The organism is Enterobacter ludwigii (assembly GCA_023023105.1).
Classification (GTDB): Bacteria; Pseudomonadota; Gammaproteobacteria; order Enterobacterales; family Enterobacteriaceae; genus Enterobacter; species Enterobacter adelaidei.
The window spans coordinates 21,110-35,315 of record CP083825.1 but is presented as its reverse complement, the minus strand read 5'-3'; the positions used below and the strand labels follow the sequence as shown (position 1 = coordinate 35,315).

The window sequence follows — 14,206 nt, the reverse complement described above, 5'->3', positions numbered from 1 at the left end:
GCGTTCGGTAAAGTATCCCTATCAATACTCTGGACTTCGTTTGAACCATTTACCAGGTCTGCCTGTACGAGAAGCGTTATGTTCAAATTAAAATTACTCAGCATCAGTACCATATTCATCCTGGCTGGTTGTGTTTCTCTGGCACCTGAATATCAGCGTCCGCCAGCTCCGGTTCCCCAGCAGTTTTCATTGTCTAAAAACAGTCTGACGCCTGCGGTAAACAGCTATCAGGATACGGGCTGGCGAAACTTTTTTGTCGATCCCCAGGTCAGCAGGCTGATCGGTGAAGCCCTGAATAATAACCGTGATTTGAGAATGGCTGCCCTGAAGGTTGAAGAGGCCCGGGCCCAGTTCAACGTCACGGATGCAGATCGTTATCCCCAACTGAATGCCTCATCCGGGATCACATACAACGGTGGTCTGAAAGGTGACAAGCCGACCACACAGGAGTACGACGCGGGTCTGGAGCTCAGCTATGAGCTCGATTTTTTTGGCAAACTTAAGAACATGAGTGAGGCTGATCGCCAGAACTACTTTGCCAGCGAAGAAGCCCGTCGTGCCGTACACATCCTGCTGGTCTCCAACGTTTCACAGAGCTATTTCAGCCAGCAACTGGCGTACGAACAACTCCGTATTGCGCGGGAAACGCTGAAAAATTATGAACAGTCCTATGCTTTCGTTGAGCAACAGCTCGTGACCGGGAGTACGAACGTTCTGGCACTTGAACAGGCGAGAGGACAAATCGAAAGTACCCGCGCCGAAATAGCCAAACGAGAAGGCGATCTGGCTCAGGCAAACAATGCCCTGCAACTGGTGCTGGGAACGTACCGCGCACTTCCGTCAGAAAAAGGGATGAAAGGCGGGGAGATCGCACCAGTAAAATTGCCACCAAATCTATCTTCACAAATTTTGCTGCAGCGACCGGATATTATGGAAGCGGAATATCAGCTGAAAGCGGCTGATGCCAATATTGGCGCAGCGCGAGCGGCCTTTTTCCCCTCCATTACCCTGACCAGTGGTCTTTCCGCAAGCAGTACGGAGCTGTCAAGCCTGTTTACGTCAGGAAGTGGAATGTGGAATTTTATCCCTAAAATTGAAATTCCTATTTTTAATGCTGGCAGGAATAAAGCCAATCTGAAGCTGGCTGAAATTCGCCAGCAACAATCGGTGGTTAATTACGAACAAAAAATTCAGTCAGCCTTTAAGGATGTTTCCGACACGCTTGCGCTGCGCGACAGCCTTAGCCAGCAACTTGAGTCACAGCAGCGTTATCTTGATTCACTTCAGATAACTCTCCAGCGTGCCAGAGGATTATATGCAAGTGGTGCTGTCAGTTACATCGAAGTGCTGGATGCAGAACGTTCCCTCTTCGCTACGCAGCAAACCATTCTCGATCTTACCTATTCCCGACAGGTTAACGAAATTAATCTGTTTACCGCGCTGGGTGGCGGTTGGGTAGAGTAAATTTATTTAATTAATCAGGAAATTAAAAATGCGTAATTCACTTAAAGCCGTTTTATTTGGTGCCTTCTCTGTCATGTTTTCTGCCGGTCTTCATGCTGAAACACATCAGCATGGCGATATGAATGCTGCCAGTGATGCTTCGGTACAGCAGGTTATCAAGGGCACCGGTGTCGTTAAAGACATTGATATGAATAGTAAAAAGATTACCATTTCGCACGAAGCAATCCCTGCTGTGGGCTGGCCTGCAATGACCATGCGCTTCACTTTTGTTAATGCAGACGACGCTATCAATGCCCTGAAAACCGGCAACCATGTCGATTTCTCGTTTATTCAGCAGGGCAATATCTCCTTACTCAAAAGCATTAACGTTACGCAATCCTGATTATCAGTCCGGAGCGAATACATCCAGTGCGCCTGAACATTCATTAAGGGATTACTGTGAATGAATGATCGGGCGCATATGCCAGGTGTTTTGATTTTTCAGCGAGAAATTGTATGGCTTCTTTAAAGATAAAATATGCTGCAATAATTATCAGCAGCCTCATAGCAGGGGGGCTGATATCGGTTACTGCCTGGCAGTATGTAAACTCATCACAAAAAACAGTACAAACCGAACAAAAGGCACCGGAGCGAAAGGTACTTTTCTGGTATGACCCGATGAAACCGGATACCAAATTTGATAAACCCGGAAAATCTCCCTTTATGGATATGGACCTGGTGCCGAAATATGCTGATGAAAGTGGCGATAAAAGCAGTGGCGGGATCCGTATCGATCCAACCCAGGTTCAGAATCTGGGATTAAAAACGCAAAAAGTTACGCGAGGAATGCTGAATTATTCCCAGACAATCCCGGCTAATGTCAGTTACAACGAGTATCAGTTTGTCATTGTGCAGGCGCGTTCTGACGGTTTCGTCGAAAAAGTGTATCCCCTGACGATTGGCGATCATGTGAAGAAAGGCACTCCGCTTATCGATATCACCATTCCTGAATGGGTTGAGGCACAAAGTGAGTTCCTGCTGTTATCCGGTACAGGCGGTACGTCAACCCAGATAAAAGGGGTTCTGGAGCGACTTCGTCTGGCTGGTATGCCGGAAGAGGATATTCAAAGGCTGCGTTCAACCCGCACAATCCAGACCCGTTTTACCATTAAAGCACCTATTGATGGTGTCATTACTGCGTTTGACCTGCGCACCGGAATGAATATTTCGAAAGATAAAGTAGTGGCTCAGATTCAGGGGATGGACCCGGTCTGGATCAGCGCTGCAGTGCCAGAATCTATCGCCTATCTGCTGAAAGATACGTCGCAGTTTGAAATTTCGGTACCGGCTTATCCGGATAAAACATTCCATGTCGAAAAATGGAACATTCTTCCCAGCGTGGATCAGACAACCCGTACGCTTCAGGTCCGTCTCCAGGTTTCTAATAAGGATGAGTTTCTCAAGCCGGGCATGAATGCCTATCTGAAACTGAATACCAAGAGCCAGGAGATGCTGCTGATACCAAGCCAGGCCGTTATCGATACCGGCAAAGAACAGCGCGTGATTACTGTTGATGATGAAGGCAAGTTTGTGCCGAAACAGATCCACGTTCTGCATGAATCACAGCAACAGTCCGGCATTGGCTCCGGCCTGAATGAAGGCGATACCGTGGTGGTCAGTGGCCTGTTCCTCATTGACTCCGAAGCCAATATTACGGGCGCGCTGGAACGTATGCGCCACCCTGAAAAAACAGAAAACAGTATGCCAGCAATGTCTGAGCAGCCTGTAAATATGCATTCAGGGCACTGAGGAGACGACGATGATTGAATGGATTATCCGGCGCTCTGTCGCCAACCGTTTCCTGGTCATGATGGGCGCACTGTTTCTCAGCATCTGGGGCACATGGACGATAATTAACACGCCGGTCGATGCGCTGCCTGACCTGTCAGATGTGCAGGTCATTATTAAAACCAGCTATCCCGGACAGGCCCCGCAGATTGTAGAAAACCAGGTCACCTATCCGCTTACCACCACCATGCTGTCCGTACCTGGCGCAAAAACCGTGCGTGGCTTTTCACAGTTCGGTGATTCGTATGTGTATGTCATTTTTGAAGACGGCACCGATCTGTACTGGGCCCGTTCGCGCGTGCTGGAATACCTGAATCAGGTTCAGGGCAAACTGCCTGCGGGTGTGAGCTCTGAAATCGGCCCGGACGCCACGGGAGTGGGCTGGATATTTGAATATGCCCTTGTCGATCGCAACGGAAAACACGACCTTTCAGAACTGCGCTCTCTGCAGGACTGGTTCCTGAAATTTGAGCTGAAAACCATCCCGAACGTGGCTGAGGTCGCTTCGGTTGGCGGCGTGGTGAAACAGTACCAGATTCAGGTCAATCCGGTAAAACTGTCCCAGTACGGTATCAGCCTGCCCGAAGTGAAACAGGCACTTGAATCGTCTAACCAGGAGGCCGGTGGCTCATCCGTTGAAATGGCCGAAGCGGAGTATATGGTCCGTGCCAGCGGTTATCTTCAGAGCATTGATGATTTTAATAACATCGTCCTGAAAACAGGTGAGAACGGCGTGCCGGTTTATCTGCGGGATGTTGCCCGCGTGCAGACCGGGCCCGAAATGAGGCGTGGTATTGCCGAGCTGAACGGCCAGGGAGAAGTCGCTGGCGGCGTGGTGATCCTGCGGTCGGGTAAAAATGCGCGCGACGTTATCACGGCAGTGAGGGATAAACTGGAGACGCTGAAGGCCAGCCTGCCGGAAGGCGTTGAAATCGTGACCACCTACGATCGCAGCCAGTTAATCGACCGGGCGATTGATAACCTCAGTTCCAAACTTCTGGAAGAGTTTATCGTGGTGGCCATCGTCTGTGCTCTGTTCCTGTGGCACGTACGTTCTGCCCTGGTGGCGATTATCTCTCTGCCGCTTGGCCTGTGTATCGCCTTTATCGTCATGCACTTCCAGGGACTGAACGCCAATATCATGTCGCTGGGAGGGATAGCGATTGCCGTCGGTGCGATGGTGGATGCCGCCATTGTGATGATTGAAAATGCGCACAAACGGCTTGAGGAGTGGGATCATCAGCATCCGGGTGAGCAGATTGACAACGCCACCCGCTGGAAGGTGATTACCGACGCCTCCGTGGAAGTGGGACCCGCGTTGTTCATTAGCTTGCTGATCATCACCCTGTCCTTTATTCCTATCTTTACCCTGGAAGGGCAGGAAGGTCGTCTGTTTGGCCCGCTGGCATTCACGAAAACGTACTCCATGGCGGGAGCGGCCGCACTGGCCATCATCGTCATTCCTATTCTGATGGGATTCTGGATCCGGGGGAAAATTCCTGCCGAGACAAGTAACCCCCTGAACCGGGTGCTGATCAAAGCGTATCATCCTTTGCTGCTGCGGGTCCTCCACTGGCCAAAAACAACCCTGCTGGTTGCGGCCTTGTCCATTTTCACGGTTATCTGGCCACTGAGTCAGGTGGGCGGTGAATTTCTGCCGAAGATTAACGAGGGCGATCTGCTGTATATGCCGTCGACCTTGCCTGGCGTCTCTCCGGCAGAAGCTGCAGCGCTCCTGCAGACAACAGACAAGTTAATCAAAAGCGTTCCTGAAGTGGCTTCTGTATTTGGCAAGACCGGTAAAGCAGAGACCGCAACGGATTCCGCGCCGCTCGAAATGGTGGAAACCACGATCCAGCTCAAACCTGAGGATCAGTGGCGTCCCGGCATGACAATTGACAAGATTATTGATGAACTCGACAGGACAGTCCGTTTACCGGGTCTGGCAAACCTCTGGGTGCCGCCTATCCGTAACCGTATTGATATGCTCTCAACCGGGATCAAAAGCCCGATAGGTATCAAAGTGTCCGGGACTGTTCTGTCCGATATCGACGCGACGGCGCAGAGTATCGAGGCGGTAGCCAAAACCGTGCCTGGCGTGGTGTCTGTCCTGGCTGAGCGACTTGAGGGCGGGCGCTACATCGATATCGATATCAACCGGGAGAAAGCCTCCCGCTACGGGATGACGGTAGGTGATGTCCAGCTGTTCGTCTCTTCAGCAATCGGAGGTGCTATGGTGGGTGAGACGGTTGAAGGGGTGGCCCGGTACCCTATTAACATTCGCTACCCGCAGGATTACCGGAACAGTCCGCAGGCGCTGAAACAGATGCCGATCCTGACCCCGATGAAGCAGCAGATCACGCTGGGCGATGTCGCGGATATTAACGTCGTTTCTGGACCAACCATGCTGAAAACCGAAAATGCCCGGCCAGCCAGCTGGATTTATGTTGATGCCCGCGGCAGGGACATGGTGTCGGTGGTTAACGACATTAAGACGGCCATCAGCGAGAAAGTGAAACTGAGACCGGGAACCAGTGTGGCATTCTCCGGACAGTTTGAACTGCTTGAGCATGCCAACAAGAAACTGAAGCTGATGGTGCCGATGACGGTGATGATCATTTTCATCCTGTTGTATCTGGCATTCCGCCGGGTTGACGAAGCCCTGCTGATCCTGATGAGCCTGCCGTTCGCCCTGGTTGGCGGAATATGGTTCCTGTACTGGCAGGGCTTCCATATGTCAGTGGCGACCGGAACCGGGTTTATCGCCCTGGCCGGGGTGGCAGCAGAGTTTGGCGTGGTCATGCTGATGTATCTGCGTCATGCCATTGAAGCGCACCCGGAATTGTCCCGTAAAGAGACGTTCACACCGGAAGGTCTTGATGAAGCCCTCTATCATGGTGCCGTACTGCGTGTCCGGCCGAAAGCCATGACCGTGGCGGTGATCATTGCGGGTCTGCTGCCAATACTCTGGGGAACCGGCGCAGGTTCAGAAGTCATGAGCCGTATTGCGGCACCCATGATTGGTGGGATGATCACGGCTCCGCTGCTGTCCCTGTTCATTATTCCTGCCGCCTACAAATTAATCTGGCTGCGCAGACATAAAAAAAGCGTGTCCTGAACCTGAAAGGGCACCCCCTGTGGGTGTCCTTCTTTACTGATTCACCCTGACGTCAGGGTTTATATCGATAATATACAGAGGTGAGTATGAAAAAAGTGGTTCTAATGGCGCTGGCTCTCGGCCTTTCACTACCCGCGATGGCGAGTGAAAAAGTGATTGATATGTACAAATCTGAAAACTGTGGCTGTTGTTCCCTGTGGGGCAAAGCGATGGAAAAAGACGGGTTCGAAGTACGAACTCACGTCATGAATGATCAGGCGCTGTCAGCCCTGAAAGAAAAGCATGCTGTTCCTGCAGGACTACGAAGTTGTCATACCGCGGTTGCCGGTAATTTGATCATTGAAGGCCATGTGCCTGCGACAACGATACATAAGGCAATGCAGTCTGGTTCGGGTATATACGGTCTCGCCACCCCCGGTATGCCAGCAGGAAGTCCTGGAATGGAGATGGGAGCCCGAAAAGAGGCTTACGATGTTATCGCATTCTCACCGGATGGAAGTAAAAAAGTCTTCCAGCGAATCGAATAGTCAGCGGAACGGCTGATAACGGGACGCCGGTAGCAGGCACTCCTGTGCCGGCGATATTCGTGGTAATCGCATCCATGACATACCCTGAAGACAGAAGATGCTTCGGTATGCATAAGGAGAGTTACTGTGAAAAATGACAATGCAGTGCAACACAACAACCAGACTGCTTCTGAGCAGACATTATCCCCGGACGAGGGCCACGTATTGCATAAGGTGAGAGATCCCGTGTGCGGGATGGTCATCCTGCCTGACAAGGCGCACAGCAGCATTCGATACCAGGACCATCAGCTTTATTTCTGCTCCGCCAGCTGTGAGAGCAAATTTAAAGCCCATTCCGATCATTATTTTACCGAAGATGCCAGTGAACATTCCCATCACCATCACCACGATCATCACGAAGTCAGCCCTGATCAGATAAAACAGCCTCACAACCAGGCGGAAAAAGAGAATTCTGAAGGTGTGTGGACATGTCCGATGCACCCGGAGATACGCCGCAGTGGTCCCGGAAGCTGTCCTGTCTGTGGAATGGCACTGGAGCCGCTCGTAGCCACGGCATCCACGGGGCCGAGTGATGAACTTCACGACATGACAAGACGCTTCTGGCTGGGGTTGTTGCTGGCGTTTCCGGTTCTGGTACTCGAAATGGGATCTCATCTGTTTCCCGACTTGAGGAATACAGTACCGCCACAGTACAACACATGGCTGCAGTTGCTTCTGGCCTCCCCTGTCGTGTTGTGGTGTGGCTGGCCATTCTTCGCCCGGGCCGGAATGTCGTTACGTAACCGCTCCCTGAATATGTTTACCCTTGTTGCAATGGGGACCGGCGTAGCCTGGGTTTACAGCGTCATTGCAACCGTCTTCCCCTCCTGGTTTCCTGCATCGTTCAGAAACATGGATGGCCTGGTGGCCGTTTATTTTGAAGCCGCAGCAGTTATTACGGTGCTTGTTCTGCTGGGACAGGTTCTTGAGCTGCGGGCACGGGAACAAACCTCAGGCGCCATTACTGCGCTTCTGAACCTTGCCCCCAAAACCGCCAGACGGCTGGATCATGACGGTCATGAAACGGATATTAATGCGGAAGATGTCCTGCCTGGCGATAAGCTCCGCATCAGACCTGGAGAGAGTATTCCGGTCGACGGTATCGTGATCGAAGGCAAAACAACTGTGGATGAATCGATGGTGACCGGGGAGTCTATGCCGGTTACCAAAACGAAGGGTGACCCTGTCATTGGGGGGACGATTAATCAGACAGGTAGTCTTATCATCCGTGCAGAGAAAGTCGGTGATGAAACGATGCTCTCACGAATTGTTCAGATGGTCGCTGATGCACAGCGTTCGCGTGCCCCCATCCAGAGAATGGCAGACAGCGTTTCAGGCTGGTTTGTTCCTCTGGTGATACTTATCGCGGTTGTTGCTTTCTTGATCTGGTCTGTCTGGGGGCCCGAGCCCAGGATGGCGCACGGTCTCATTGCGGCTGTGTCGGTCCTGATTATTGCCTGTCCCTGCGCGCTGGGACTGGCCACGCCGATGTCGATAATGGTGGGGGTGGGCAAAGGCGCCCAGGCCGGGGTGTTAATCAAGAATGCCGAAGCCCTTGAGCGTCTTGAAAAAGTGGACACGCTGGTTGTCGACAAAACAGGCACGCTCACGGAAGGTTCGCCTACGGTGACAGGGATTATCAGTCTCAGTCCGGGTGGGGAAATATCTCTTTTACGTGTAACAGCTGCAGTGGAAAAAGGTTCGCAGCATCCGTTGGGTATGGCTGTTGTCAGAGCCGCGCATGAAAAGGGGATCGTGATACCTGCCGTCAGTAATTTCAATGCCCCGTCGGGGAAAGGTGTCTCAGGCGATGTCGAAGGTCAACGGGTTGTTATTGGTAATGAACTGGCTATGCAGGAAAACAGTATCGTTATTGATAATCAAAAGGCCGTTGCGGATACGTTGCGGATGGAAGGCGCTACCGTTATCTATGTGGCCACAGACGGGAACCTTGCAGGCCTGATAGCTATCTCGGATCCCGTGAAAGCAACCACGCCGGATGCGCTTAAAGCTTTGCGTCAGGCGGGGATCCGCATTGTTATGCTCACCGGGGATAACCAGCTTACTGCTGAAGCAGTCGCACGGAAACTGGGAATAGATGAGGTTGAAGCCGGGATTCTGCCGGATGGCAAAAAAGCAGTGATAACCCGACTGAAAGAGTCTGGCCATGTGGTTGCGATGGCCGGAGACGGTGTGAATGATGCCCCGGCGCTGGCAGCGGCTGACGTGGGTATAGCCATGGGAACGGGTACAGATGTGGCAATAGAAAGTGCTGGCGTTACCCTTCTCAAAGGCGATTTGATGATACTCAACAGGGCCCGTCATCTGTCAGAGATCACCATGAAAAATATCCGGCAGAATCTGTTTTTTGCGTTTATCTACAATGCTCTTGGGGTGCCTGTAGCTGCAGGTCTGCTTTATCCTGTGTATGGAATACTGCTGTCGCCAGTTATTGCGGCGGCGGCCATGGCCCTTTCCTCCGTTAGCGTCATTGCAAATGCGTTGCGTCTGAAAAGTGTCAGGCTCGGGAAATAACACTGAGTGAAGGGGCTGTTACGAACAGAAGGAGTCCGGTATGAAAAGTACAACCTATGCGCTTATTGCTGTCGCCGCGATTGCGGCATTTGCTCTCCTGCGCGAACACTGGTCACATGTGGCAGGCTACTGGCCATATCTGTTACTGCTGCTTTGTCCGCTCATGCATCTTTTCCACGGTCACGGGGGGCATGGAGATCATCAACATCACGGAAGTGAAAACGATAAAAAAAATTAATCCGGCAGACGGGACCGCGTCGCGGTCCCGTTATCAGTCCAGGTATCGTTCGTAGTCTCTGGCATGCGCAAAGGCATGCTGTTCGAGTTTGTTATCAGCGGGTGCCGCCGTCCGGAACGCCAGTGAGTTAACAGGATTGTTATTGATGAACAGCTCGTAATGCAGATGAGGACCGGATGAACGTCCGCTGTTACCGGATAACGCAATAGCGTCTCCCCGGGTAACCCTGGCCCCTTTAGTAACGAGTATTTTATTGAGGTGGAGATAGCGAGTTTTAACACCGGCTTTTCCCGTTACTTCAACAAAATATCCCATGGTACTGTTGTATTCGGCCCGGGTGATTTTTCCGTCGATGACGCTGACTATTTTCGTGTTCATGGGCATGGAATAATCAATGCCATTATGGGGACTCACTTTTCCCGATACCGGGTTAAGTCTTGCAGGATTGAAAGGCGAACTGAGTCTTGCTGTGGCCGGTAACGGATAATCGAGACTGCCTTTCCCGGAAGTATCGGAAAGGTTATAGAACTTTTTATCTGATATACGATACGCCGTGTAATTAAATGAACCGGACGTAAATTTATAGGCCACGACACGTGATTTTCCCGCTTTCTTTTGCAGTACGAGTTTTAATGATTCATTTTTTTTCAAATGCCGCAGATTAAACCGGGAAGGCAAGCAGCGCTGAAGAGTAGCGATCTCGTTCGATTCCAGCCCCGAGCGGGTGGCTGAAAGGTAGGCATTTTCTTTTACGACATCGGTAGAATACATTTACTGGAATTCGCCGTTAGCATGAACACTGCGGCGTATGCTAGGGGTTTTCAGGAGGCGTGTCATCTGTCAGTTAATCGGGAGCACCGTTGATGGTCGTCATTTTTGTAACATATCTTGTTTCCCGTTTGCTCCGGAAGCTCTGGGAACTGTATGACCAGCCCGACGGTGATGATTAACGGGACTGAAACAGGTTACGGCAGAGCAATATGGGGCTCATGTCCTGCTACGTAACCCGTCAGTAAAGCCCTGCTGCGCACCTGACGCTAAGCACTAACCCGCCTGCAGTTACCTGGTCGAATACAGCCCGCGAAGCTTTCTTGCCTGCGTCTGATGTGCTTCCGCACCGGCATTATTGACCTGCTCATGCACGAGAGCGGCTTTTTCTCCGGCATTCAGTTCGTTAAAAGAAGAAGACGAGGTCTTTGAATTTGCATCACTGCCGGACAGCATTTTTTTATGTTCCTCAATCATTTTCTGATGCGCATAGGACGCGCTGTTGTTCATAAATGAATGAGCAACAATGGCCCTTTCATGTTCATTCATTTCAGAGAATGAGGGCGTGTTGTTTTTATTAACCCTGTCCGGTAAGTTTTCATGCGTCGAGGAATTCACATGACTGACGGCTGAGGCATTATTAACAAATCGATGTGCTTCATGGGCAATATCACTGGACTGAGCAAAAGCTGCCCCACAAAATAAAGCTGTAAACGCAGTGGTCGTGATTAATATATTCATGTGTAATTACCTTCTGAGGTACATAAAAGATGTCCTTATGATCATATATAAAAATAATCAACCTGTGGGGAAGATGACGTAAATGTAATACAGCTATGTACATTACACGATTGTAATGAATTTGTTTCTTAAGGTGTGCTAGATTCATTTCATTGTAAGTGGATGAACCAGTAATTTAATTTAAATCGGTTCTCGAATTCTGTCAGTAACCATACTTTAAATAAGGGAATGCGCATGCTGTTGAAAACGTCTCGACGAACTTTCCTGAAGGGGTTAACCCTCTCTGGCGTAGCCGGAAGTCTTGGCGTATGGAGTTTCAATGCGCGTTCCAGTCTGAGCCTGCCAGTTGCCGCATCCCTGCAGGGTACTCAGTTTGACCTGACCATTGGTGAAACGGCCGTCAATATCACGGGCAGTGAGCGTCAGGCCAAAACAATCAATGGAGGCCTGCCGGGGCCCGTTCTTCGCTGGAAAGAAGGTGACACCATTACCCTGAAGGTCAAAAACCGTCTTAATGAACAGACGTCCATTCACTGGCACGGCATTATTCTTCCGGCCAATATGGATGGTGTTCCGGGGCTGAGTTTTATGGGCATAGAGCCTGATGATACCTACGTTTACACCTTTAAGGTTAAGCAGAACGGGACTTACTGGTACCACAGCCATTCCGGTCTGCAGGAACAGGAGGGGGTATACGGTGCCATTATCATCGATGCCAGGGAGCCAGAACCGTTTGCTTACGATCGTGAGCATGTGGTCATGTTGTCTGACTGGACCGATGAAAATCCTCACAGCCTGCTGAAAAAATTAAAAAAACAGTCGGATTACTACAATTTCAATAAACCAACCGTTGGCTCTTTTTTCCGCGACGTGAATACCAGGGGGCTGTCAGCCACCATTGCCGATCGGAAAATGTGGGCTGAAATGAAAATGAATCCGACTGACCTCGCGGATGTCAGTGGCTACACCTACACCTATCTCATGAACGGGCAGGCCCCGCTGAAAAACTGGACCGGACTGTTCCGTCCCGGTGAAAAGATACGCTTACGGTTTATCAACGGCTCGGCAATGACCTATTTCGATATCCGTATCCCCGGGCTGAAAATGACGGTCGTGGCTGCAGATGGCCAGTATGTAAACCCGGTTACCGTTGACGAATTCAGGATTGCCGTTGCCGAAACCTATGATGTCATTGTGGAGCCTCAGGGTGAGGCCTATACCATCTTCGCACAATCCATGGACAGGACCGGTTACGCTCGAGGGACACTGGCCACGAGAGAGGGGTTAAGTGCTGCCGTTCCCCCCCTCGATCCCCGTCCTCTGTTGACCATGGAAGATATGGGTATGGGGGGAATGGGACATGATATGGCAGGAATGGACCACAGCCAGATGGGAGGCATGGATAACAGCGGAGAGATGATGTCTATGGACGGTGCTGACCTTCCGGATAGCGGGACATCCTCCGCGCCCATGGATCACAGCAGCATGGCCGGTATGGATCATTCCCGGATGGCCGGAATGCCGGGTATGCAAAGTCATCCTGCGTCAGAAACGGATAACCCACTGGTTGATATGCAGGCGATGAGCGTCTCTCCGAAATTAAATGATCCGGGTATTGGTCTTCGAAATAACGGAAGAAAGGTTCTCACGTACGCGGATTTGAAAAGCCGCTTTGAGGATCCTGACGGACGTGAACCTGGCCGTACCATAGAACTGCATTTAACCGGCCACATGGAAAAGTTTGCCTGGTCATTTAACGGAATCAAGTTTTCAGATGCCGCACCGGTGCTGCTGAAATACGGTGAGCGGCTCAGGATCACGCTGATCAACGATACCATGATGACTCACCCCATTCACCTGCATGGTATGTGGAGCGATCTGGAAGATGAAAACGGTAATTTCATGGTTCGTAAACACACAATAGATGTTCCCCCTGGTACAAAACGCAGTTACAGAGTGACAGCAGATGCGCTTGGCCGCTGGGCGTATCACTGCCATTTGCTCTATCACATGGAAATGGGAATGTTTCGTGAAGTCCGGGTGGAGGAATGATGCGAATGAAGAGAAATTTGAAGGCCATACCTGTTCTGGTCGCCGGTTTGTTTACCTCACAGCTTTCTATTGCGGCGGGCTCCGTCTCTGCAGATCCCCACGCCGGGCACGACATGTCTGCCATGCAGATGCCAGCAGATGAGAATTTCACTGAGATGACGTCAATGGAGCCCATTGTAACTGAGAGCAGAACGCCAATTCCGCCTGTTACCGATGCCGACCGGAAGGCTGCATTCGGCAATTTACAGGGGCATGCGATTCACGACAGTGCGATTAATTATCTGGTTCTGCTGGATCAACTGGAATGGCAACGGTCGGATAACACCAACAATTTCAGCTGGAGTGTTAACAGCTGGATTGGAGGCGACACAGATCGGATTTGGCTAAAGAGTGAAGGTGAACGAAGCAATGGGGAAACGGAGGCGGCTGAAGCGCAGTTACTCTGGGGACATGCGGTTGGCCCATGGTGGGATTTGGTTGCGGGTGTCAGGCAGGATTTCAGACCTGCTTCTGCCCGGACCTGGGCTGCTGTCGGTTTTCAGGGGCTGGCACTCTATAATTTTGAGTCTGAAATTACGGGTTTTGTCAGTAATGGCGGAAAAGCAGCCCTTCGTCTGGGAGGAGAATACGACGTTTTACTGACTAACCGGCTCATACTCCAGCCATCCTATGAGGTGAATTTCTACAGTCAGGATGATGAATCGCGGGGTCGCGGCAGGGGACTGACTGACACAGAGCTGGGGCTCCGGCTGCGCTATGAAATACGCCGTGAGTTTGCACCCTATATAGGCGTTTCCTGGAATCAACTTTACGGGAAAACATCCGATATGGCGAAAAGAGAAGGTGAGAAAGACCATCAGGTAGTATTCCTGGCGGGAGCCAGAATCTGGTTTTAAC

At 51.1% G+C, this 14,206-nt stretch carries 11 protein-coding genes; 9 read left to right on the top strand and 2 right to left on the bottom strand.

All coding sequences use genetic code 11. From position 1 onward, the window contains the following. Positions 1-78: 78 nt before the first annotated feature. The 7 genes from silC to LCD46_22860 all read left to right on the top strand — a co-directional run bounded on the left by silC (position 79) and on the right by LCD46_22860 (position 9,748). Positions 79-1,464 carry a Cu(+)/Ag(+) efflux RND transporter outer membrane channel SilC gene (gene silC / locus LCD46_22890; protein UOY73123.1) on the top strand — a complete coding sequence of 462 codons (1,386 nt, stop codon included), beginning with the start codon at positions 79-81 and terminating at the stop codon, positions 1,462-1,464. A 28-nt stretch (positions 1,465-1,492) separates the two neighbouring features. Further along, positions 1,493-1,846 (top strand): cation efflux system protein CusF, encoded by a 354-nt coding sequence (gene cusF, locus LCD46_22885; protein UOY73122.1) that lies wholly within the window; start codon positions 1,493-1,495, stop codon positions 1,844-1,846. 113 nt (positions 1,847-1,959) lie between these two features. Further along, entirely contained in the window at positions 1,960-3,252 is a 1,293-nt protein-coding gene (gene silB, locus LCD46_22880; GenBank protein UOY73121.1) for a Cu(+)/Ag(+) efflux RND transporter periplasmic adaptor subunit SilB, read from the top strand. Between the two features lie 10 nt (positions 3,253-3,262). Then, positions 3,263-6,409, top strand: coding sequence for a Cu(+)/Ag(+) efflux RND transporter permease subunit SilA (silA, locus tag LCD46_22875; protein ID UOY73120.1), 3,147 nt, complete (start codon positions 3,263-3,265; stop codon positions 6,407-6,409). A gap of 86 nt (positions 6,410-6,495) precedes the next feature. Then, positions 6,496-6,936, top strand: a complete 441-nt coding sequence (locus LCD46_22870) for a hypothetical protein (protein ID UOY73119.1) — start codon at positions 6,496-6,498, stop codon at positions 6,934-6,936. Between the two features lie 126 nt (positions 6,937-7,062). Then, a complete protein-coding gene (gene silP / locus LCD46_22865; GenBank protein ID UOY73118.1) occupies positions 7,063-9,510 on the top strand; it encodes an Ag(+)-translocating P-type ATPase SilP in 2,448 nt (815 codons plus the stop codon). Positions 9,511-9,550: 40 nt separating this feature from the next. Next, entirely contained in the window at positions 9,551-9,748 is a 198-nt protein-coding gene (locus tag LCD46_22860; GenBank protein ID UOY73117.1) for a DUF2933 domain-containing protein, read from the top strand. Positions 9,749-9,781: 33 nt separating this feature from the next. On the opposite strand, the gene LCD46_22855 is transcribed toward LCD46_22860, so the two are convergent. Then, a complete protein-coding gene (locus tag LCD46_22855) occupies positions 9,782-10,519 on the bottom strand; it encodes a peptidoglycan DD-metalloendopeptidase family protein (protein UOY73116.1) in 738 nt (245 codons plus the stop codon). Between the two features lie 288 nt (positions 10,520-10,807). Continuing rightward, positions 10,808-11,257 carry a copper resistance protein gene (locus tag LCD46_22850; protein ID UOY73115.1) on the bottom strand — a complete coding sequence of 150 codons (450 nt, stop codon included), beginning with the start codon at positions 11,255-11,257 and terminating at the stop codon, positions 10,808-10,810. A gap of 234 nt (positions 11,258-11,491) precedes the next feature. Between LCD46_22850 and pcoA the strand changes: the two genes are divergently transcribed. Together pcoA and pcoB are read left to right on the top strand one after the other, a co-directional pair. Beyond that, on the top strand, positions 11,492-13,309 hold the full coding sequence (gene pcoA / locus LCD46_22845) for a multicopper oxidase PcoA (GenBank protein ID UOY73114.1): 1,818 nt from the start codon (positions 11,492-11,494) through the stop codon (positions 13,307-13,309). A gap of 5 nt (positions 13,310-13,314) precedes the next feature. Continuing rightward, a complete protein-coding gene (gene pcoB / locus LCD46_22840; GenBank protein ID UOY73148.1) occupies positions 13,315-14,205 on the top strand; it encodes a copper resistance outer membrane transporter PcoB in 891 nt (296 codons plus the stop codon). Position 14,206: the final 1 nt, after the last annotated feature.

What these genes read in the sequence shown, in the direction of transcription:
- pcoA (UOY73114.1), top strand. Translation starts at nt 11,492, where the DNA reads ATGCTGTTGAAAACGTCTCGACGAACTTTCCTGAAGGGGTTAACCCTC.
- LCD46_22855 (UOY73116.1), bottom strand. Translation starts at nt 10,519, where the DNA reads ATGTATTCTACCGATGTCGTAAAAGAAAATGCCTACCTTTCAGCCACC.
- silC (UOY73123.1), top strand. Translation starts at nt 79, where the DNA reads ATGTTCAAATTAAAATTACTCAGCATCAGTACCATATTCATCCTGGCT.
- silB (UOY73121.1), top strand. Translation starts at nt 1,960, where the DNA reads ATGGCTTCTTTAAAGATAAAATATGCTGCAATAATTATCAGCAGCCTC.
- LCD46_22870 (UOY73119.1), top strand. Translation starts at nt 6,496, where the DNA reads ATGAAAAAAGTGGTTCTAATGGCGCTGGCTCTCGGCCTTTCACTACCC.
- cusF (UOY73122.1), top strand. Translation starts at nt 1,493, where the DNA reads ATGCGTAATTCACTTAAAGCCGTTTTATTTGGTGCCTTCTCTGTCATG.
- pcoB (UOY73148.1), top strand. Translation starts at nt 13,315, where the DNA reads ATGAAGAGAAATTTGAAGGCCATACCTGTTCTGGTCGCCGGTTTGTTT.
- silA (UOY73120.1), top strand. Translation starts at nt 3,263, where the DNA reads ATGATTGAATGGATTATCCGGCGCTCTGTCGCCAACCGTTTCCTGGTC.
- LCD46_22860 (UOY73117.1), top strand. Translation starts at nt 9,551, where the DNA reads ATGAAAAGTACAACCTATGCGCTTATTGCTGTCGCCGCGATTGCGGCA.
- LCD46_22850 (UOY73115.1), bottom strand. Translation starts at nt 11,257, where the DNA reads ATGAATATATTAATCACGACCACTGCGTTTACAGCTTTATTTTGTGGG.